Source organism: Bifidobacterium apicola, assembly GCF_042846865.1.
In the GTDB taxonomy this organism is placed as follows: domain Bacteria; phylum Actinomycetota; class Actinomycetes; order Actinomycetales; family Bifidobacteriaceae; genus Bombiscardovia; species Bombiscardovia apicola.
In genome coordinates this window covers 1,909,336-1,930,431 of record NZ_BAAFQQ010000001.1, presented here as the reverse complement: position 1 = coordinate 1,930,431, position 21,096 = coordinate 1,909,336, and the positions used below count along the sequence as shown (strand labels likewise).

The 21,096-nt window shown below is 62.0% G+C and carries 12 protein-coding genes; 6 read left to right on the top strand and 6 right to left on the bottom strand.

Annotation, left to right across the window (positions count from 1 at the left end; genetic code table 11):
* Positions 1–20: 20 nt before the first annotated feature.
* A complete protein-coding gene (locus ACGG9J_RS08005) occupies positions 21–1,397 on the bottom strand; it encodes a dipeptidase (RefSeq protein ID WP_390135177.1) in 1,377 nt (458 codons plus the stop codon).
* A gap of 66 nt (positions 1,398–1,463) precedes the next feature.
* Here ACGG9J_RS08005 and ACGG9J_RS08000 point away from each other — a divergent pair, with 66 nt between their 5' ends.
* The 5 genes from ACGG9J_RS08000 (at position 1,464) to ACGG9J_RS07980 (ending at position 7,630) form a co-directional block, all read left to right on the top strand.
* The gene (locus tag ACGG9J_RS08000; RefSeq protein ID WP_390135176.1) at positions 1,464–2,090 is read left to right on the top strand and encodes a DUF3043 domain-containing protein; all 627 of its coding nucleotides are present in this window, start codon (positions 1,464–1,466) and stop codon (positions 2,088–2,090) included.
* Positions 2,091–2,230: 140 nt separating this feature from the next.
* Positions 2,231–3,718: a dihydrolipoyl dehydrogenase family protein gene (locus tag ACGG9J_RS07995; protein ID WP_390135174.1), complete on the top strand. Its 1,488-nt coding sequence runs from the start codon at positions 2,231–2,233 to the stop codon at positions 3,716–3,718.
* 48 nt (positions 3,719–3,766) lie between these two features.
* On the top strand, positions 3,767–4,501 hold the full coding sequence (locus ACGG9J_RS07990; RefSeq protein WP_390135172.1) for a DUF4191 domain-containing protein: 735 nt from the start codon (positions 3,767–3,769) through the stop codon (positions 4,499–4,501).
* A gap of 145 nt (positions 4,502–4,646) precedes the next feature.
* On the top strand, positions 4,647–6,083 hold the full coding sequence (gene glnA, locus ACGG9J_RS07985) for a type I glutamate--ammonia ligase (RefSeq protein ID WP_390135170.1): 1,437 nt from the start codon (positions 4,647–4,649) through the stop codon (positions 6,081–6,083).
* Between the two features lie 200 nt (positions 6,084–6,283).
* Positions 6,284–7,630 carry an MFS transporter gene (locus tag ACGG9J_RS07980; RefSeq protein WP_390135168.1) on the top strand — a complete coding sequence of 449 codons (1,347 nt, stop codon included), beginning with the start codon at positions 6,284–6,286 and terminating at the stop codon, positions 7,628–7,630.
* Between the two features lie 150 nt (positions 7,631–7,780).
* Here the strand turns inward: ACGG9J_RS07980 and ACGG9J_RS07975 are convergent, their stop codons facing one another.
* The 3 genes from ACGG9J_RS07975 to ACGG9J_RS07965 all read right to left on the bottom strand — a co-directional run bounded on the left by ACGG9J_RS07975 (position 7,781) and on the right by ACGG9J_RS07965 (position 15,059).
* A complete protein-coding gene (locus tag ACGG9J_RS07975) occupies positions 7,781–8,977 on the bottom strand; it encodes an Mrp/NBP35 family ATP-binding protein (protein WP_390135166.1) in 1,197 nt (398 codons plus the stop codon).
* A gap of 69 nt (positions 8,978–9,046) precedes the next feature.
* Positions 9,047–11,635, bottom strand: a complete 2,589-nt coding sequence (gene ligA, locus ACGG9J_RS07970) for an NAD-dependent DNA ligase LigA (RefSeq protein WP_390135164.1) — start codon at positions 11,633–11,635, stop codon at positions 9,047–9,049.
* Positions 11,628–15,059, bottom strand: a complete 3,432-nt coding sequence (locus ACGG9J_RS07965; RefSeq protein WP_390135162.1) for a tetratricopeptide repeat protein — start codon at positions 15,057–15,059, stop codon at positions 11,628–11,630. The genes ligA and ACGG9J_RS07965 overlap by 8 nt, the downstream gene beginning before the upstream one ends.
* Positions 15,060–15,112: 53 nt before the next feature.
* Here ACGG9J_RS07965 and ACGG9J_RS07960 point away from each other — a divergent pair, with 53 nt between their 5' ends.
* A complete protein-coding gene (locus ACGG9J_RS07960) occupies positions 15,113–17,368 on the top strand; it encodes a hypothetical protein (protein WP_390135160.1) in 2,256 nt (751 codons plus the stop codon).
* Positions 17,369–17,386: 18 nt separating this feature from the next.
* Here the strand turns inward: ACGG9J_RS07960 and ACGG9J_RS07955 are convergent, their stop codons facing one another.
* Positions 17,387–19,624: a glycoside hydrolase family 3 C-terminal domain-containing protein gene (locus ACGG9J_RS07955; protein ID WP_390135158.1), complete on the bottom strand. Its 2,238-nt coding sequence runs from the start codon at positions 19,622–19,624 to the stop codon at positions 17,387–17,389.
* Positions 19,625–19,695: 71 nt separating this feature from the next.
* Positions 19,696–21,072 carry an MFS transporter gene (locus ACGG9J_RS07950; protein WP_390135156.1) on the bottom strand — a complete coding sequence of 459 codons (1,377 nt, stop codon included), beginning with the start codon at positions 21,070–21,072 and terminating at the stop codon, positions 19,696–19,698.
* Between the last annotated feature and the right edge of the window lie 24 nt (positions 21,073–21,096).

Here is a 21,096-nt window from a genome sequence, read left to right as displayed (position 1 = left end):
GAACACGCCGTGGCCAAAAGTCAGTTCTGACCCTCGCCCAGGGAATCCAGCAAAAGGGCCTCGGTGATGATGTTGTCGACCAGCCCCTGCAGGGAGATGGACTCGTTCGGGCTGTGGGCATTGGACTGGGGATCCTCGGGGCCGGTCACCAAAACCTGAGCCTCAGGGAAGAGCCGCTTGAGCTCGGGAATGAAGGGAATGGATCCGCCCTCGCCCTTGTTGACGGGGTCGCATCCAAAGGCCTGGCGCATGGCCTCCTCGGCCTGCCGGACCACCGGGCTGTCGGCATCCATGGCCCATCCCATGCCCATGTCGCTGGGGGTGACCTCCACCCTGGCCCCATGAGGGGCATGGGCGACCAGAAAATCAGCCAGGGCTTGCGCGGCCTGCTCGGGCTGCTGGGTGGGCGCAGTGCGCAGCGAAATGCGGAAGCGGGTCTTATCGGACAACACGTTGAAGGAGCCCTCGACCGGGTGGGCATCGAAGCCAATCACCGCCGCCGCTGGCTTGGTCCAGAGCCGGGAGGCCAGGGAGTTGGTTCCGGCCAGTCGGTAGGAGTCCACAACGCCGGCATCCGCACGCAGCTGATCCTGGTCCAGGTCACGCTGCAGGCCGCCGATGGGCTGTCCGCCCTCCAGGCCGGGCACCGCCAGCTGACCCTGGTCGTCATACATGGAGGCAATCAACATGGCGGCCAGGGTGTTGGCGTCCAGGATGGGCCCGCCGAACTGCCCAGAGTGGACCGGGTGTTCCAAAACCGTGACTGTGACATCCAGGTCTGCATTCCCCCGCAGGGAGGTGGTAAGGCTTGGGGTGTCAGCCGACCAGTTGCCCGAGTCGGCCACAATGATCACATCCGAGGCAAAGTCGTCCCGATGAGCCTGGAGGAAGGGGATGAAGCTGCGCGAGCCCATCTCCTCCTCCCCTTCAATGAAAACCTTGACGTTGACGCGCAGGTCCTTGTCCAAAGCATGCAGGGCACCCGAGTGGATGGCAATGCCGCCACCGTCGTCGGCAGATCCGCGTCCGTAGAGCCGCCCCTCCTTCTCAATGCCAGTAAAAGGATCAGTAGACCACTGGGAGGGGTCGGGCACTGGCTGCACGTCGTGATGGGCGTAGAGCAGAACGGTCGGGGCATTGTCATCAATCTGCCGGGATCCGATGACCTCGAAGGCACCCGGGGTCCCGTCAGGATTGGTGGCCTGAACCACCCGGGCCTCTACACCCACCTGCCGTAGCTGTCCGGCCACATAGTCGGCCGAGCGCCGCATGTGATCCCCGGTGATCCCCTTGGCCGAGACAGAGGCCAGAGCGATCTTGTCCTTGAGCAGATCAACGATCCGGCTCTTATCGTCTTGCACACGTGCGCGGATCGTCTCCAGGCCCAGTTCCGCCATCGTTACCTCCTGTGATTGCTTGCGTATCAATGCTTGCGAGTCTAGGCGTCACCGTAACCTGTTCGCATGACATGGAACCCCTTCTCACGCAAGGATCGACGGGACAAAGAGGCGGAGGCGGACCAGGCGGCCTCCACTGAAGAAGCACGAGGCAAGGGACGCCCCACACCCAAGCGCAAGCAGGCTGAGGCCCGGAACCTGCGCCCGTTGGTCCCCAAGGACCGCAAGGCCTCTCGTAAGGCCGCCAAGGCCCGGATCCGAGCCCGTGAGGATGCCCAGTACGAGGCCATGAGAACCGGCGACATCAACCACATGCCCAAGTCGGAGCGCCTGCCCTGGAGAATATACATCCGTGACTATGTGGATGCCCGCTTCAATCTGCTGGAATGGATCTTCCCGGCCATCATTCTTATGTTCGTGGCCACCCTGATGGGCATGTTCGTGGGTCCGCAGCATTATGCCACCTTCACCATGGTGGTGACCGTCCTTCTATACGGCTACCTGATCGTGGCCCTGGTCGATACCTGGCTGATGTGGCGCAAACTCAAGCGTCTGCTGATCGACAAGTTCGGCGAGCGCTCGGTGGCTAAGGGCTCGCGCTCGGCCTCCTACGCATGGCAGCGGGCTATGATGGTCCGGCGCTGGCGGGTTCCCAAGCCCAGTCAGAGCAAGAGGGGGCACTGGCCCGACTGACAAGCAATCGTTCTTGCATACCGGCAAGTGGGTCGGTTAAGCCGCCCGGTGCCTCTAGGGTTCCGGGCGGTCTTTGTATTCACTCCGCATTCTGCGAATGGTCTTCATTCTCCCAGCCGGTACGGCTAGCATGGGTTGCTATGCAGCAATCGATCAACCAACCCGGCACAGAGTCTCCTGACCCTTGGGATGCCGACAGCCGCCAGTACGACACCATCATCATCGGATCCGGCCCAGGCGGGTATGCCACGGCCCTTCGCACGGCAGAACTGGGCGGACGAGTGGCCCTGGTCGAGCAGGACCCTGTGGTCGGCGGCGTCTGCCTGAACCGCGGATGCATCCCTACCAAGGCCCTGCTGACCGCCACCCAGGTTCTGGAACAGGCCAGCCTTGGAGCCGCTATGGGCATCAATGTCGAGTCGGCCAACATCGATTACCAGAAGCTCCAGGATTATCAGGACCGGATGGTGGACGCCATGACCGGCGGCCTGGCAAACCTGCTGAAGCAGCGTGGCATCACCGTTGTGCACGGCCACGGCACCATTGCCGGCGACGGCCTGGTGGATGTGACCGCTGCTGACGGCAATCGAACCCGCCTGACCACCTGCGACACCATCCTGGCAACCGGGTCTCATGCCAGGGCCCTGGAAGAGCTTCCCTTCGATGATTTGGTGATCGACACCGACCGGGCTCTGACCCTCAAGCCCTTTCCTCGCCGGGCCTTGATTATCGGTTCAGGTGCAGTGGCCCTGGAATTCGCCACTCTTTGGAATCAAGCCGGCTGCCAGGTGACCCTGATGATCAGACATGACCGGGTGCTCTCCCACTGGAGTCGGCGGACCGGCCAGATCATGACCCGGGAACTGGAGCGTCAGGGAATTCAGATCGTCACCCATGCCCGCTGCTCGGGCGGTCACCGTCTGCCCGGCGATGAAGGCGTTCAGGTCGACTACCAGCCAGCCGACGACAAAGGCCAGGCGGGAGCGATTGAGACAGATCTGGTCCTGGTGGCCATCGGCAGGGACCCTAACACCGATCCCAAGCACATGAAGGAGCTGGGCATCGACCTAGACGAGCAGGGTCAGGTCCTAACCGACTCCCAAGGGCGCACCAGCCGCGACCGGGTCTGGGCCCTGGGCGACATCACCCCTGGTCACCATCTGGCCCACAGGGCCTTCCAGCAGGGCATCACCCTGGCCGATGCCGCCTCTGGTCTGGATCCTGAACCGGTCAACGAGGCCACCATCCCCCGCGTGGTCTTCTCCTCCCCCCAGGCCGCAGCTGTGGGCTTCAGCCGCCAGGAAGCCGAGGACGATCCTTCGCTGAACCAGGTCAAGGAGACCATCTACCCCATGATGGCCAACTCGCGCATGCGCATGAGCGGCCTGCAGGGCACCCTCAGTCTGATCACCGCCTGCCAAGCCACCGATCTGGAGAAGCAGATTGTGGTCGGTCTGGAGATGGTCTCCCCCCAGGCATCCGAGAACATCGCCGAGGCCCAGCAGCTGGTGGGCAACCAGATCCCCCTGCACCGGGCGGCCGGGCTCATCCATCCCCATCCCACCTTCTCTGAAGCCATTGGAGAGGCCCTGCTGAAGGCTGACGGCAGACCTCTGAACATGCGCTAGGCATGCGGTAGACTGGTCAACCAGTGAACGTTTCCAAGTGAGGATGGCATGGCTACAGAGGACGCTAAGGGCAAAAAAGCAAAAAAGAAGACCAGCACGATCAGCCAGATCGTCAAGATCTTCCGATTCACTTACGAGGAGGACAAGGCCCTTCCCTGGCTGTTGACCGCGGCCATCCTGGTGCCGACGCTGATAGCTGTGGTGATCTGCCTGCTGGCCCACTTCGGCTGGCTGTCCTGGATCCTGACCGTGCTCCTAGGCATCATGGTCGGCCTGCTCCTGGCCACCATGACCCTTACCAGGCGTTCCGACAAAGTCGGCTATGCCAAGATGGAGAGCCGTCCAGGCGCCGCCGCCGCCGTGCTAAGCAGCATCTCCAAAGCGGGCTTCTCCTTCCCCCAGGAGCCTGTCTGGATCGATGCCAAGACCAAGGATGCCGTCTGGAGGGGCACTGGCCGCACCGGCGTCTATCTGATAGCCGAAGGCGACTACAACCGCGTCAATAAAGCCATGAATCGCGAGGAGGAGAAAATCCGCCGCATCACCCGCGGGTCGGCTATCCCCATTTACCGGATCAGCGTGGGCCACGGCCCTGACCAGGTTCCGTTGAACAAGCTTCAACGCACCGTGATCAAGAAGAAGGTCAAGCTGACCGCCACCGAGCTGGAGACCCTGAACGACCGACTGGTCACCTTGCAAAAGCGGCAAAGCGCCCTAGGGATGCCCAAGGGCATCGATCCGACCAAGATACACGTCAGCCGCAAGGCCATGCGCGGGCGTTGATGTTTTTGAAGGTCCCGGCGTCTCTCCCAGGGAGGCACCGGGACCTTCGCATGAAACACCCCCGTAACCTCACCGGCGCATTGCCGAAAAATCCGGTCCCCTAGACTAGGTGACCGTTACGGTTTTCCAGGAAAGGAGCAGTTCAGTGAGAGAACTGAAGTCAAAGGCCGATTGCGAAGCTGTAATCAACCAGGAGGGCGTGGAATACGTCTCAGTCAGGTTTACGGATCTGATCGGCGTCCAGCAGCACTTCACCGTCCCCGCCAGCGAATTCCTCAAAGATGCCTTCACTGACGGTATGGCTTTCGACGGCTCCTCCGTCCAGGGATTCCAAGCCATCAATGAGTCCGACATGAAGCTGATTCCGGATCCTGAAACCGCCTATCTGGATCCCTTCCGCCGCCACCGCACTTTGAATGTGGCTTTCTCCATCGTGGACCCGGTGACCGACGAGCCCTACTCTCGCGACCCACGGCAGATCGCTTCCAAGGCCGAAGCCTACCTGCGCTCCACCGGCATCGCAGATACGGCCTCCTTCGCTCCTGAGGCCGAGTTCTTCATCTTCGACAAGGTGCGCTTCGAGAACAGCATGCAGCGCTCCTTCTATGAAGTGGACTCTATCGAGGCGCCTTGGAACTCGGGCGTGGATGTGGAAGAGGACGGCTCAGACAATATCGGTTTCAAGAACCGGGTCAAGAAGGGCTACTTCCCCGTACCGCCGATCGACCACTACCAGGATCTGCGCGACGACATGGTTGCCAACTTGCAGAAGGTGGGCCTGATTCTGGAACGATCGCATCACGAGGTGGGCGGCGCAGGCCAGCAGGAAATCAACTATCGTTTCAATACCCTGCTGCATGCGGGCGACGACCTGATGAAGTACAAGTATGTGGTCCACGAGACCGCTGCCCTGGCCGGCAAGGCGGCCACCTTCATGCCCAAGCCCATCGCCGGGGACAACGGGACCGGCATGCACTGCCACCAGTCCCTCTGGAAGGATGGCAAGCCCCTCTTCTACGACGAGAATGGCTACGGCGGACTTTCCAACATTGCCCGCTGGTATGTGGGCGGCCTGATTGAGCATGCCTCGTCTGTTCTGGCTTTCACCAACCCCTCCACCAACTCTTACAAGCGCCTGGTGCCCGGCTATGAGGCCCCGGTCAACCTGGTTTACTCGGCCCGGAACCGTTCGGCAGCTATCCGCATACCCCTGGCAGGCACTTCTCCTGCCGCCAAGCGGATCGAGTTCCGCGCCCCCGATCCATCCTGCAACCCCTTCCTGGCCTTCTCTGCCCAGCTGATGGCAGGACTGGACGGCATCCTCAACCACACCGAGCCTCCGGCCCCCATCGACAAGGACCTCTATGAGCTGCCTCCGGAGGAGCACGCCCAGATCAAGCAGGTGCCCGGCTCTCTTGAGGAGGCTCTGAATGCCCTCGAAGAGGATCACGACTTCCTGAGCGAGGGAGACGTTTTCACCGACGACCTGATTCAAACCTGGCTGGACTTGAAGCGCGGCGAGCTGGACCAGACCCGTCTGGCCCCCACCCCCCTGGAGTACGAGCTCTACTTCCATATCTGAGTTCCCCTGAGGACTGACCCTGGCTGACCGGCCAGGTCACATGTAGCCCGATCCTTCCTGCTGAAGGGTCGGGCCTTTTGCGTCGTCACAACCATCGGTCTCCGCCTATTGACGGCAACACGCCAACCCCGGCATCCCGGCAGGCGGTCAGGCCAGAATGAGGAGAGGTACGAAAACAGATCCGATGGAGGTGGAAACCGATGCGCTGGCTGCTAGAGTTCATGGAGTTGCCCGTATATCTGCGAGCCATGCTCATCGTGGACCTCATGTGCAACTTCGGCATCGGTCTGGTCATGCCCATCGAACTGCTCTTTGCCACCCATTCCCTGGGCGCCACCATGAGCGAGGCCGCCCTTCTGGTGACCATCAGTTCGGTAGGGTCCTTGATCTCCAACCCCATCATCGGCTGGGTCTCGGATCGTCGCTCCTCCTGGCTGGCCATGCACACGGCCATGATCTTCTCGGTCATCGGCCCCCTGATCTTCACCGTGGCCCACGACTACCGAGCAGCAGTCGCAGGAGCCTTCGTCTCAGGACTAGGGATGGGCATGCAGACCTCCTGGGCCAGCATTCTGACGCAGATCTCCACTAGGGAGCAACACCGGATCGTCTACGGCATCAACCAGGCCGAGCTCAACCTGGGCATCGGCCTTGGAGCTGCTGTAGGCGGTCTGCTGGCCGCAGGTGGTCAGGACTTCCTCTACCGGCTGGGCTTCGGCGGCAGGGCCCTTGGATTCGCCCTGCTTAGCCTGTCCCTGCTGGTCATCGAACGGCATTGGCAGCTGCGCCGCCTGACGGCTGAGCTCAAGGCTCAGGCAGAACGAGAGGTCGTCCAGGAATCCGCAGGGGCTACCCATGCCTTGCAGGGCAACCAGCCGGACAGCACAGAAAGCAGGACCGTCAACGGCACCTTCGGAGGGCGGACCAGCTCCCTGACCAGGGTGCTGGCCTCCATGATCCTGCTGACCATGGGCACCTTCTTCATGGACCTGTTCGGCTACTCCCAGTTCGACGCCGGTCTGGTCACCACTCTGATCTCCGATCCGCACATCCCCCGCTGGTCCCTGTCAGTGGTGGACGTGGTCAACACCTTCTCGGTGGTCATCATGAACATCGTGCTGCTGCCCCGGCTCAAGGACGCCAACCATGTGCGTCTGCTGCGAACCGTGCCGGTCTTCTGGGCTGCAGCCTGGGTGATCATCGTCCTGGGCCTGCGCCTTGATTCCACCCCCAGTGCCCTGGGCGTAGCCTCCCTGGGCATCACCATCTTCGGGCTGGGCGAAGTCATGATGGGCATCTCCCAGCCGGTGGTGGCCGCCGAGCTGGCTGGACCATCGTTCAGCGGGCGCATGTTCGGCCTGCTCAACACAGCCGCCTCACTGGGCTACATCGTGGGACCCATGTTCGCCTCCTACATCCTGGCCGGGCATGAGGTCATTCCCTTCCTGGCCATGTGCGCCATCGGCCTGGTCCTGCTGGCCGTCCCCTGGTTCCTGGCCATCCCCTCGCGGCAGATCACCAGCCAGCAGAGCCCGGCCGTCGTCTAATCCTGAACAAGGCACGGCCGGACTAAAACCTCGAAGACAGATAATTCGAGGGATGGCCAAGAAGACATACCGGCGGTGGCCAGTCCATACCCGCAGTGGCCAGTCCACCAGACTGAGCTATTTCTGTAGAGTCAGTCATCGTATAGACGGTCAGTCATCACCGGCGGCACGCCGAACATCGCCAGGCTCCGAACCTTCCATCAGGGTCTTGGCCAGATCCACGAATCTCTTGGTCAGCGGCGAATCATCCAGGGAGCCATCTGGTCTGAGCACGGCCGGCCGACCGGACTCCCCCGACTCACGCAGGTCTGTCTGCAGGGGCAGCTGTTCCAGCAGGGGCACCTGGTATCCCAGATCCCGGGTCAGCTGGTCGGCCACCCGCTGGCCGCCTCCCTGGCCGAAAATGCGCAGTCGCTCACCATTGTGCTCGTACCAGGACATGTTCTCGATTACACCCTGGACCATAGTGGGCAGCTGCAGGGCCACCAGCCCTGAACGCACGGCCACCTGCGAGGCCGATGGCTGGGGGGTGGTGACCACAATCAGCCGGCTGTTGGGCAGGGCCTGGGCCACCGAGAGGGCCATGTCCCCGGTGCCAGGAGCCAGATCCAGCAGGAGCACGTCGGGGTCCCCCCACCAGACATCGGAGAGGAACTGTTCCAGCGAGCGCTGCAGGCGCGGCCCCCTCCAGAGGATGGCCCGGTCCGACCCGGCGAACATGCCAATGGAGATCAGCTTGACCCCCCAGGCGGTGACCGGCATCAGCATGCCGTGCAGATTGGTGGGCCGGCTGTGCACGCCGAAGAGCCCAGGCAGGGAGAATCCATAGATGTCTGCGTCAATGGCGGCCGTGTCATAGCCCAGGGCAGCCAGCGTGGCCGCCAGGTTGACGGTCACCGAGGACTTGCCCACGCCCCCCTTGCCCGAGGCGATGGCGAAGATGCGGGTGCCCACGCCCGGTTTGGAGAAGGGATTGCTGCGCCGGGCGGCCTTGAGGTCGGCCACCAGGTTGTCCAGCTTCTCCCGGCTCATGGAGGAGACATCGATATGCGGACGCAGCCGGGCTCGCGGGTAGGAGGTCACGGTCCCGTTGATCTGGTTGGTGATGGTGGTCGACAGCGGGCATCCCTTGATGGTCAGCTCGACCCTTACGGTCACCTCATAGTCGGCCTGGGCATCCCTGGCGGGCTCGACAATGATGTCGGTGATCATGCCCAGATCGGTGATGGACCGCCCCAGCTCTGGATCGATGACCCTGCTGAGCCGCTCATAGACCTCCCCCTTGATTCTTCGAGGCAGCTCCTCCAGATCCCGGGTCCCTTCCTTGCGATGCTCTACTTGTTCCATGCCGTCACCATATCGCGCCCAGCCATCGGCTGCTAGGGCGCGGCTGGTCGGATATTGCGAATGTCACAATCAGCCTTGGGCCGGGCTGGGGTCGCCAGTGTCAAGCAGGCGATGGAAAGCCGCCTCGTCCAGGATGGGCAGGCCCAGGCTCTCAGCCTTGTCGGCCTTGGAGCCCGGATTGGCGCCCACCACCACATAGGTGGTCTTCTTGCTGACAGACCCCGAGGCCTTGCCGCCGCGCTCGACGATGGCCTCCTTGGCGGAGTCCCTGGAGAAGTCCTCCAGGCTGCCGGTGACCACCACGGTCATGCCTTTCAGGGTCTGGGGCTTGGTGCTGCGTTCGACGTGGGCGCCCACTCCGGCGGCCTGCCAGGCATCCAGGATGCGACCGCGCCAGTCACCGGGCTGTCGGGCGCCCTGGAACCAGTCGTGGATGGAGTGCGCAATCTCGGGGCCCACCCCGTCCAGCTCGGACAGGTCCTCTACGCTGGCCTCCTCCACGGCCTTGAGTGACGGGAAACGGGTAGCTATGGCCCGAGCCGAGGTCGGTCCCAGGTGCCGAATGGACAGGGCCACCAGGACCCTCCACAGGTCGGCATGCCTGGCCTTGTCGATTTCTTCAAGCATCTGCAGGGTGTTCCTGGAAGGTTGGGCGTCGGCACTGTCCAGTGCGGCCTCCTGGACCTGGGTCTCATGACTGTTCATAGCCCGCTCGCCTTGTCCTGCCTGGGCGCCCTTGGGCAGATTATAGAAGGCCGGCACCCGGTACCAGAGGCCGCTGCCGCCAGTCCTGCGCTTGGTTGCAGCACGCCCTTGCCGGCCTTCGACCTCCATCTGCTCCATCAGAGGAACCTCACGCCAGACATAGACCTGACGCAGATCCTCCACCTTCAGGTCGAAGAGGCCTGCCTCGCTAGTCAGGACCGGATCCTGCCGGGGCGGAAGCGTCAGATCCGGATCCGGCTGGTAGGGGGCTGCCTGGCCGCCCTGGTCGACCAGGACCTCACGCAGGCCGGGAGCATAGACCTCAACGGAATCGGGCCGGTTCTCATCGGGGTTGGTCAGAGCTATGGCGCTCTGCTCCCCCAGATGCTCGATGTCGAGGGCCTTTCGCGAGGCCATGTGGATGATCCGCTCGGTCAGCTGGGCCGGGCAGGACTCCACATTGGGACAGCGGATGTCCACGTCGCCCTCCTTGGCCGGAGCCAAACGGGCGCCACAGCTGGGGCAGGTCTCGGGCATGACGAAGGGCCTCAGGTCCTTCTCGCGCCCCTTCCTGGCCTCGACGACCGGTCCGACCAGCTCGGGGATCACATCGCCCGCCTTGCGAACCACGACCGTGTCCCCGATCAGAATGCCCTTGCGCTTGACCTCAGAGGCGTTGTGGAGGGTGGTCCTGGAGACCGTGGACCCGGCCACGGTGACCGGGGTGAGCACAGCCACCGGGGTGATTCGCCCGGTCCTGCCCACCTGGACAGTGACGTCCAGAAGCCGGGTATTGACCTCCTCCGGCGGGTACTTGTAGGCTACGGCCCAGCGGGGGGCACGGGAGGTGGCGCCCAACCTGCGCTGCAGATCCCTATCCTGAAGCTTGACCACGATGCCGTCCAAGGCGTGCTCGATATCATTGCGGTGCTGGCCGTAATAGTCGATCATGTCCAGGATCTGGTCGAAAGAGGTGACGACACGGTTGTGGGGGGAAATCGGAATCCCCCACTGCTTGTAAAGGTCGTAGGCCTGAGACTGGTCAATGACCTCGTCGTGGGTCCCCTTGGGATGGGCCGGTCCCCACCTCAGGGAGCCCAGGCCATGGGCGTAGAAGCTCAGACGGCGGCTGGCCGTGATGCGCGGATCCTTCTGCCTCAAGGATCCGGCGGCGGCGTTGCGAGGGTTGGCGAAGGGCGCCTTGCCCTCCCGCTCCTGCTGCTCGTTCAAGGCGTTGAAGTCGTCAAACCGCATGAAGACTTCACCACGGACCTCCACGAACTCGGGGATGTCGCCGGACGGACCCGACAGGTTCTGCGGAATGCTTGGAATGGTTCTGACGTTCAGGGTGATGTCCTCACCAGTCACCCCGTCTCCTCTGGTAAGGCCTTGCTCCAGAACCCCGTTGCGGTAGAGGAGGTTGAGTGCCAGGCCGTCGATCTTGACCTCGCTGGTCATAGGCAGGGCCTTGTTTTGCGGCCAGTCAAGCTCGCTGCGAAGCCCGTCATACCACTGGCGCAGCTCCGAAATACTGAAGACATCATCCAGGCTGAGCATCTGGGAGGGGTGACGGACTGAGGCGAAGTCATTAGAGAAGGTTCCCCCTACCCGGTGCGTCGGCGACTGGGGGGTATCCAGGCTGGGGAAGCGGGACTCCAGCTCCTGCAGGCAGCGCATCCTGGCATCATAGGCGGCGTCGGAGGAGACCGGCGCATCGTCTATGTAGTAAGCGACCTGGTCGGACTCCACCCAGGCGGCCAGCCTGGACCAGAGACGCTGGGCCTGCTGGGCCCCCAAGGAGTCAAGGTCCAGCTCCCCCAGCCGCATGGCATCAGCATCGTCGGGCTGAAGGGAGGCTATCCATCGGTCAGTGCCCGGCCTGGGCCTGGACTGGGCATTGCCATCCTCATCGCTGGTTTGCTGAATATCTTCCTGAGCTGTTTTGTCATGCATTGAGCGACCTCATGAACTGTGCCTGTACCACATCAACACCTTCATTATCGTCGTCGTTCATCCTGGCGGCCGCCATTGACAGTGTTCGGGCCGGGACAAACAGCCCGCCGTCCACACAGATGCGCGCGGCCTGGCGCACTATCGAAGCCACCTCGGTGTGAGGCCAGACCGGCAGGCCGTGTTCAGCCAGCACTCGGCGGGCCTGCCTGTGGTCTTCGGGCAGAACCACGCACTGGGAGCGGGCCCTGGCCTGCAGCTCGGCCAGCTCGGTCTTGAGGGCTGGTATCCGGTCGGGACTGATGTGCTCGCTCATCAGATAGGCCGCTGCAGCCACGTCGAACTCGTCGCGCATCCATGAGGCATAGGCCAGACGGTAATAGGCAAATGAGGCATCGTCCCTGTCCAGAGCCACTCGCAGGGCGTTCAGGGTGGCAGCCCGGGCCGAATCCCAGTCCTCCCGGTTGGCCAGCATGACCGCCAGCTTCAGGTGGGAGAGCGGGTAGGCGGGCGCATAGGCCACCATGGCGTTCAGATGCTTGAGGGCCGCCTGGTCCTCCTTGAGCTGTGCCAGCAGGTCGGCTATCTCCAGGTGGGCATAGAAGAGGTTGTCAGGAATGAGCAGGGTCCGCTCCCCCGGTGTGGCGAAGAGACGGTTATAGACCACCCGTTCGGCGTATGAGTTGAAGTAGCGGGGCACTCGGCCCTCGGCTGCAAAGACGGCATCCATATGGGCGATGGCATCCTGCTCAACCTGTATGCCCTGGGCCGCGCCGCCGGAGAAGAGGAGATCGCGGGCTTTGACGCGCTCCTTGTCCAGCTGTGAGGACAGTGAGAAGTCGAAGTCGGGAACAGGGGTGCCGTCGATCATGGCGCTGGCCACCTGAGGGGCCAGCTGTTCCAGCTCGGGATCGCCGATGCTCTGGATGATGCCAGTTGCTTCCTGGGCCTTGGCTGCCGAAGTCATAGTTCGGTCCGAGGCTAGCCGGTGGAAGCCACCCACAGCCCTCTGCAACAGATCGGCGCGTTGAATTGACAGGTCCACAGCCTTGTGCGCTCCTAAGGCCTTGGCTGACTTGTCGGCAAAGGCCACCTCGGAGAACTCAGGCTCCTCCTGGCTGCCATGTGGGCTGAAGCGGTCATCGCGCATGTCGAAGTCGGCATCAGTGGGCTTGAGTCCGCCCTGGGAATCCACCTGCATGGCCGCGTCGAAGAAGCGGTAGACGGCACGTGGATCCTTCAGACCTTGCGAACGGATACGGGAGAGGAAGAGTTCCCTGCTGAAGACCACCGATACCAGGGTGCGTACAGTCGGATTGCTCTGTAAGGCGCTGAGCGGATTCTGCGATCCGTTGACGTCAGTCTGATCCTCGGAAGCATCATCATTCGGGACCTTCTCGTTCGAAGCTCCCTCTGCGGCAGACTCGTCCGCATCGGAACCATTGGCTGAGGACGGCGGCGCAAAGGCTGCGGCGTCAAGGTCCACACCCTGCATGAGATCCTTGAACTCACGGTCCACAGATCCCGTTTCGTCCTGGTCCTCTGCCTTGTCCTCCTCATTTCCCTCTTGCTGCTCGGGAGCCATCCGGGAGGCAATGGGCTTGGTGGGATCCCCATGCACGTCGCCATCCTTGGGATCGGCCTTGGACCCTGTGGGGGCCACCTCGCCTGAACGCATGCGCTCAAAGGCCTCCAGAGCCTGTCCCATCATGGTCCTGATGGCCGAGTTCTGCTGGTCGACAGCCTCTTCCAGACCGATGGAGTCGATCTGCAGGCTGACCTCGCGCACGGCCGGATCCACCCCGAAGGCCAGGGCGGCCATCATCAGGCCGACCCGCATATTGTAGTCAGCGCTCATTGCAGACCGCTCGCCCTCATCCAGGTCACGCCAAGCCCGTGAGTGGTCATCGTAGCGGCTGGAGGGCATCATGGTACGCCCCGCTGCGGTGAAGGCCAGGGCCACCTGCCCCTGGGCAAGGTTGGTCCTGAACTCCACATCGAAGCGGAAAGGCAGCCGAAGGGAGCGCACCAGCATGGCCAGCGTCTGCCGATAGACCCACTCGGATCGCACCGGCTCCTGACCCTGTCCGTCCGCTCGCACCGGCAGAGCCCGGGGAGCATGTTGGCGGACTGTGACGGCGGTCGCCGCAGCTTTTTCGACCATGGCGTTGATAGCGATCCGTCCGTCGTCCTCCAAAGGGTCGAAGGGAATCGAATAGTCTCCCGGGCGCAGCAAGGCGACAATGGCAGGATCATCCAAAAGAGCCTGATCCAGCCGAGTTGCCTGGACGCGGTTGATCGAGTCCTCGGTGGGCAGCGTCCCCAGACGGGCATTGCGCTCCAGCCAGGCGCTGACAGCGGCGAACCTGTTGAGATTGCCTTCAATGCGCAGGGCCGCAAGAGCGGCGGTGAACTCCAGCCCATTGTCCCAGCTCAGGAAGTAGGCGCCGGAGTAAGAAGAAGCATACAGGTGCAGGGGCTCCGCCCCATGAATGGCCTCAAGGCCCGAAACGGGCGAGAGCGCCCCGGCCTCACGCATCAGATCGGCGAACAGATCCTCCAGACCGGAGACCCGCTGACCATGGGAGCGCGCCTGAATCATGTCGCCCACGCTGCGTCGGATGGCTCCCATGGGCGCCTCCCGGTTAAGCCGGTAGAAGATGTTGCCCGAGCCGAACCCGGTAAAGGTTCCTTGGATGCGCGGCAGGAGGTAAGCTGCGAAGAAGGCGATGGCCACGGCATCCCGGTACTCCAGGTCCAGACGCATTTCTGCAGGCAGCAGTGGGCGCATTTGCTCCAGGGAATAGCGGCCATCGGATCGAAGCCAGGAGGCCAGCCAGCGCAGGTGACCGGCAGCGTCACGACCTGCTACGGCACCCTGCAGGGCGTGAACCGGCCCCGAATCCTGTTCTGGATCACGACCCAGCCGACGACCGTCGGCCAGGGTCACTTCCTCCTCCCGCCCCAGCAAGAAGGCAGGCTCCATGTTCTGCAGGTCCATCCGGCTCTGCTCGCCGATGAAGACCCGGCCATGATCGTCAGCCAGAGCGATCTGGGCAAAGTGACGTCGATCAGTGAAGACACCCAGCGCGAAGCCGCGGCCTGGCGCATCAGACCATTGGACCCAACCCAGAGTCAGCCCCTCGGGCACGCCCTGCAGACGGGGAAAAAGTCGACGCTTGACAGCGATGCCCAGAACACGGCTGTGTGAGGTCAAAAATTCGCGCATCTGCCGATCATCAGGATGACGCCCCGTCCGGTTTATCAGATCGACCATGTCGGCCACCGAAGAATCCAGGGGACGATCCCTACGACTCCCAGCAGTCGGCCGAGAGGAGCCGACCAGTCCCTCCAGTGAGGAAAGAATGGAACGGCCCAGGCTGGACAGATCACCAAGCCCCCGGGACTTCTTCGCGTTCTTGGACATACCTTTGATTCTCCCAATCCAGCCAGACATGTCGCCGTTAGAATAAAACCGTGATGACTCTGCCAGTCCTGCGACGCCCCGCCTTGAGCAGGGGCACGACGATTCGGCTGCTGCTGGCGCTTCTTGCTGTGCTCATCCTCGAACTGGGAGTATTCAACCTGGCCCATTGGCAGTCGCTGGCGGCATCCGCTCCCGACTCTGCAGCAAAGGCCGCAAATGGTGCCGCGGCACGTCCTAACCAATTGGGCCCTGGACTTTCCACGATTCCGAGTGGAGAACTGAAGATCACCGATCCAGCTGGGGCCTGGATAAATATCCCTGTCACAGATGGATCCGCATCCTTTGTTCAGGCCCACTTTGCAAAGGACATCGAGGGTTCGTCCCTGTCGCAGATCCATGTACGTCTGGACCTACGCCTGGCCGGCGACAAAGGATGGACCCAGGGTACCCGAGGGCTGATCTGCCCCGGTCAGGCCCGCAGCCACTACCTGCGCATACGAGGAAATCCCAAAAGTGACCGGATCCAGGCTATGCGACTGTGGATACAGGAACCCATCGGATCTCAACTGGAGCTGACCGGAATGACTCCAGCCGAGGTGGTCCCCCTGGACCTCAGCCCGGCGCGGATACTGACGCTGGTCTGTCTAGCAGTGTTGATCCTGAGCTACCTGCCAGGCTCGGTCCTTTGGCGGACCCGGCTGAATACGGGCTCAGTGAGCCAGCGCCTGGTCCTGGTCCTGATTCTGGCTCCACTGGCAGCCTGGTCCTGCTGGAACATCCAGCACGATCTATCCACCTTCATCCCCATGGCCTACCACCATCCGCAGGCCTACGTCTACGACTTCAACCAGTACGATCACGTGGCCCAGGCCCTGCTGCATGGACGCCCTTGGCTGGATCTGGGACAGGCGCCGGGTCTGGCCAAGGCCGCCAATCCCTTTGACATAGCCACCCGGAACGCACTGTTGGCCCAGGACCAGCAACCCATATATTGGGACTACGTCTATAGGAACGGCCACTGGTATTCCTACTTCGGCGTGCTGCCGGCGCTGCTGCTCTTCCTGCCCTACCGAGCGATAACCGGCCTGGTGCATCCAGGCGGCTATGCCCTACCCACCAGTTCGGCTGCAGCCCTGCTGGTTGCGGCGGCCACCATCATGACGGCTCTGGCCACTATCCGCCTGGTGGCCCGCTGGTTCCCTCGGGTCAACTTGGCCGTGGTCGGCATGGCCCTTACAACCATGCTGGGAGGGTCCGGCATGGTCTACCTCTGGTGCCGCCGAAATTTCTATACGGTTCCCTTCGACGCCTCCTTGCTGGCGGCCATGACCGGTCTTTGGCTCTGGATGGGGGCCAGACGGGTCCCTCGACAGACTGCCGACGCCGGTAAACATCAGAGCCGTCAATCAACACGCATGTGGACCATAGAAGACGGGGATCACTCCTGGCATCTGTCCAGACCCCGACTCTTTTTGGGATCATTGTCAGTAGCCGCCACTCTGGGATGCCGACCCACCTTCCTGACCGCCGGTCTACTGGCACTACCCCTGTTTGCCAAGGAGATAAGGGCAGTACTCAGCACTCTGTTCACGCGCAAGCCCCATCCCGGGGCTCTGTCCCGAAGACGGGCGCTGTCCTTGCTGGTCTGCGGCCTGCTGCCTGTCCTTCTGTTGGCGGCTCCTCTGCTCTGGTACAACCGCTGGCGCTTCGGGTCCCTGCTGGACTTCGGCAACCGATATCAGATGACCGTCCTGGACTTGACCAACTATCATCCCGGCACCCAGGGCCTGTTGCAGATCTTTGGCTACTACCTTCTGCAGCCGTTGACCACCATGCCGATCTTCCCCTACCTGCAATTCTCCCCCGCTCCCCTGCGGGTCTGGCACTTCACCGAGCCTGGCCTTGGAGGGCTGCTGATCACCACCCCGGCACTATTGCTGGCCATTGCTCTTATTGTCGTGCCCCGAGTACGACGGAATCTGCAGCGTCGGGGATGGATGCCCGCCTTGATCCTGGCCTTGGTCCTAGCGGCTCTGGTCATGGCCGCAGACTCCTATTTGGGCGGATTTTCGGTACGCTACACTATTGATTTCGCCTGGCTGATCTGCCTGGCCGCCGTGGTGGTCATGGCCGCTGCATCCTCTGCATATGAAAACGGCCGCTCCACAGCGGGAACGGCCGTCATGAGCCTGCTGACACTGGCCTGTCTGGCTGGTCTGGTCCTGACATTCATCGACGCCGTGGTCCTGCTGGAGCACTTTGACCCCAGTCAGGCCATGAATGTAGCCGTCTGGTTCCTAGGACCCTGAGTCCAGCCGACCGCGGTATCAGAAGTTCAGGCCCTGCTGCCTGAGGGCCTCATGATACCGGTTGACCATGTCAGCCACGATGCCATTGCCATCGCCACCCGACAAGGTGATGACCGAGGCCAGGGGCATGGTGTCGAAGAGCTGGGCCGTATTGGGATCGTCGGGCAGCGGTATGCCATCCTGCTCGATACGATCGTTCATGATGGGCCCGCCGATTACATTCTCGCGCCACTCAGCCATGGTTGATTCGGCATTCAGCGGGATGAACCGGCCGTCGCCATCCACCTGCAGGTCCTGCTCCGCAACCAGATCGCGGCTGGAGGTGCCCACCTGTATGCAGTAGGTGCCAGCCTCCACATGCCAGGCATCCATGGCCGTGGACCAGTAGGCGAAGTCGCGCTCGGCCAGTTCCAAGCTCACCCGGCGGGACTGCCCGGCCTTCAGGAAGATCTTGGTAAAAGCCTTGAGCTCGTGGCTGGGCCGATTCACCCGGCTGGCGCAGGGAGCCACATAGACCTGCACAGTCTGAGCGCCGTCCACCTGCGAGGTGTTGGTCACGTTCACCTCCACCCGAGCCGAGTTGGCTCCTGTCTTGCTCACCGTAACCTGATCCAACGCAAAGTCGGCATAGGACAGCCCGAAGCCGAAGGGGAAAGCCACCGGACGCTGGAAAGTGTCATAGTAGCGGTAGCCCACATAGACCCCCTCACCGTAACGGGAGTGTCCCTCCTCGCCGGGGAAAGAGGTGATGGTGGGGTTGTCCTCCAGCCGGATAGGGATGGTCTCAGGCAGATGGCCCGAGGGGTTGGCAGCACCGGTCAGCACATCCACCACAGCGCGTCCACCCTCCTGACCCAGCAGCCAGGTCTCCAACAGGCCCTTGGTCTTGTCCATCCAGTCGGCAACCGTCACCACGGCACCATTGGAGAGGACGACGACCACCTGGTCGTTGACCTCGGACACAGCCTTGAGCAGCGCCACCTGCTTGTCGGGAAGATCCATGCTGGTGCGGTCGAAGCCCTCGGACTCAGCATCTTCCGGCAGCCCCAGGAAGAGCACCACAGTGTCTGCTCCGCGCGCAGCATCAAGCGCCTGCTGGGTCAGGGCAGGATCCTGCTCTTTGTCATCAAACGTGAATCCAGGAGCAAAGTCCACCTTCATACCGGCCTCTTTGAAGCCGTCCAGCGCTGAAGAGACCTCGGTAGGTGTGATGTGCGAGGAACCCCCGCCCTGGTAACGTGGAGTTCTCGCGAACTCGCCAATGACGGCAACTTTCCGCCGCGGGTCAAGGGGCAGAATCCGGTCCTCGTTGCGCAAGAGGACAATGGACTCCTGGGCCGCTCGACGAGCCATGTTGTTGTGCTCCCCGATGTCATAGCGATACCCCTGCTGGGACATGGCCGAACGAGCTTTGTCGATCAGGTCCAGAATTCCCTGGGCCATACGGTCCAGCTGATCCTTGTCCAACTGGCCAGTCTTCACAGCCTGAACCACCTGATCATCAGTGCGGGAGGGCGGCATCTCCAGATTGAGCCCTGCCTGCAGGGCATTGACCCTGTTGTGGACAGCTCCCCAGTCTGACATGACCATACCCTGGTAGCCCCACTCACCGCGCAGCACGTCCGTCAGCAACCAGTGGTTCTCCGAGCTGAAGACCCCATTGACCTTGTTATAGGCACACATGATGGTCCAAGGCTTGGCATTCTGAACCACATATTCGAAGGCCGGCAGATAGATCTCGCGCAGGGTGCGCATGTCCACGTCCGAACTGACTCTGAGCCGGTCAGTCTCCTGGTTGTTGGCTGCAAAGTGCTTCAGAGAGGTTCCCACGCCCTTGGACTGGACACCTTCGACCAGGCCTGCAGCTTCATGCCCAGCAAGCACAGGATCCTCCGAGTAAAACTCAAAGTTGCGGCCGCCAAGCGGGCTGCGCTTGATGTTGATGCCAGGCCCCAGGATCACAGCCACCCTCTCCTGGACGCACTCCTCACCCATTGCCTGGCCCACCTGATAGGTCAGCTCAGTGTTCCAAGAGGAAGCCAGTCCAGCGGTCGGGGGGAAGCAGGTGGCCGGGACCGAGCCATAGACGTCGGAACCGGTGGCCTTGCGCAGGCCATAGGGGCCGTCGGTGATCATATAGCCTTCATAGCCCTTGTCGGGCAGTCCTTGCAGATGCCAGGAGTCGGATCCCGAGGTCAGCGAGGCCTCCTCTTGCAGATCCAAATTCTTGGCTTTGGTATGCGATTTTTCCGTCATGTCTATTTTCCTTTCGGATTCGATTGGCCGGGCCGCTGCTCAGCACAGGTCCGGATTACAGGTTTTCAGACTCACTTGACCTTGCGGATCATCATGATGAAGAAAGTCCCCGCCAGCAGGCAAACGATGGCAACGGGGAAGATCATCCTATACCCGCCAAAGATACCGATGACCAGGGTGGTGCACCCGGGGGCGATCACCTGACCAATGGTATTGGCCAGGTTGAGGATGCCCAGGTCCTTGCCGGCCTCCTTGGCATTCGGCAACACATCGACATTCAGCGCCTGGTCCACTGACATGTAGCAACCGTTGCCGATTCCGGCCAAGGCGGCATAAATGCACATGCCCGTTGCGGTCGGCATCAGGAAGGGGAAAACCATCCCGAGAGCAATGATCAGACAGCTGATGGCCACAATCACTTTCCGCTTCTGCAGGAAGTCCGAGAGAGGGCCCGAGACCACAGCGGCCAGGATGGTGGTGATCACCGAGAGCAGAGCCATGATCTTGAGTGTGGATGCAGCCTGGTCATCACTCAAACGGCAGTACTTCTGCAGAATGTAGAGTTGGTAGCCCTGGATCATGTAACATCCGACGATGAAAGTGAACCTGCCCAGAAGCGCCATGTAGAAGTCCCGGCTGTTCTTGGTGGGCGGTATGAAGGACCGGCCGACGTCAGCCCAAGTCCGTTCCACGACTGTGTTTGCAGCTGACTTCTCGCGCGGCCAGATCAACACGGTGAGGATTCCAGAGAAGAGGAAGATGATCATGCCGACTATCAGGCCCGTACGGATGTTGGCTATGAACGAGCTGCCGATGATGTTTCCCAGTTGCTGGCCAACCACCTGGCTGGCACCATACAGAGCCGAGTAGGTTCCCCTGGTCGATTCGGGAATCCTGTCTGAGAGGACCGCCACAGCCGGGGCTATCAGGCAGTTGATGCCCACCTGGACGATGCACCAGCCAAAGATGATCATGAAAAGGGTATGCGACTGGATGATCATCAGAAAACCAAGGGCGCCGATAATACCGCCCAGCACGATCCAGGGGGTGCGCTTGCCGACGCGGAACCTGGACATATCAGAGAGAGCGCCGAAAACAACGTTGGCCACCAAGGCGAATACGCAACCAATCGAATTCATCGTCCCTAGGGCCGCTTCAGCGCTGACTCCATGCAGGGAATTGAAAATCTGAGGCAGAAGAACACCCGACCCCATGGTAAAGGGCGCCGCCCAGAGCAGGGATACCAGGACGAACCCGATGGCGAAACGGACCTTCTCCTTGCTGTTGAGCCTTCTACCAGTATCCGGAGCCAGGCTCGCATCCATGCCTTGGTCTGCGACAGCACCTCCGGTCTCATCTGCTGAGGCCATGGCTTTGATGTCCTCCCCGATTCGAGCACCAACCCCATCAGCCGAGTCTCCCCTTCGATCCTTATTTCCGTTCCCCATCGTTACTGCTCCTTCGTGTGCAAC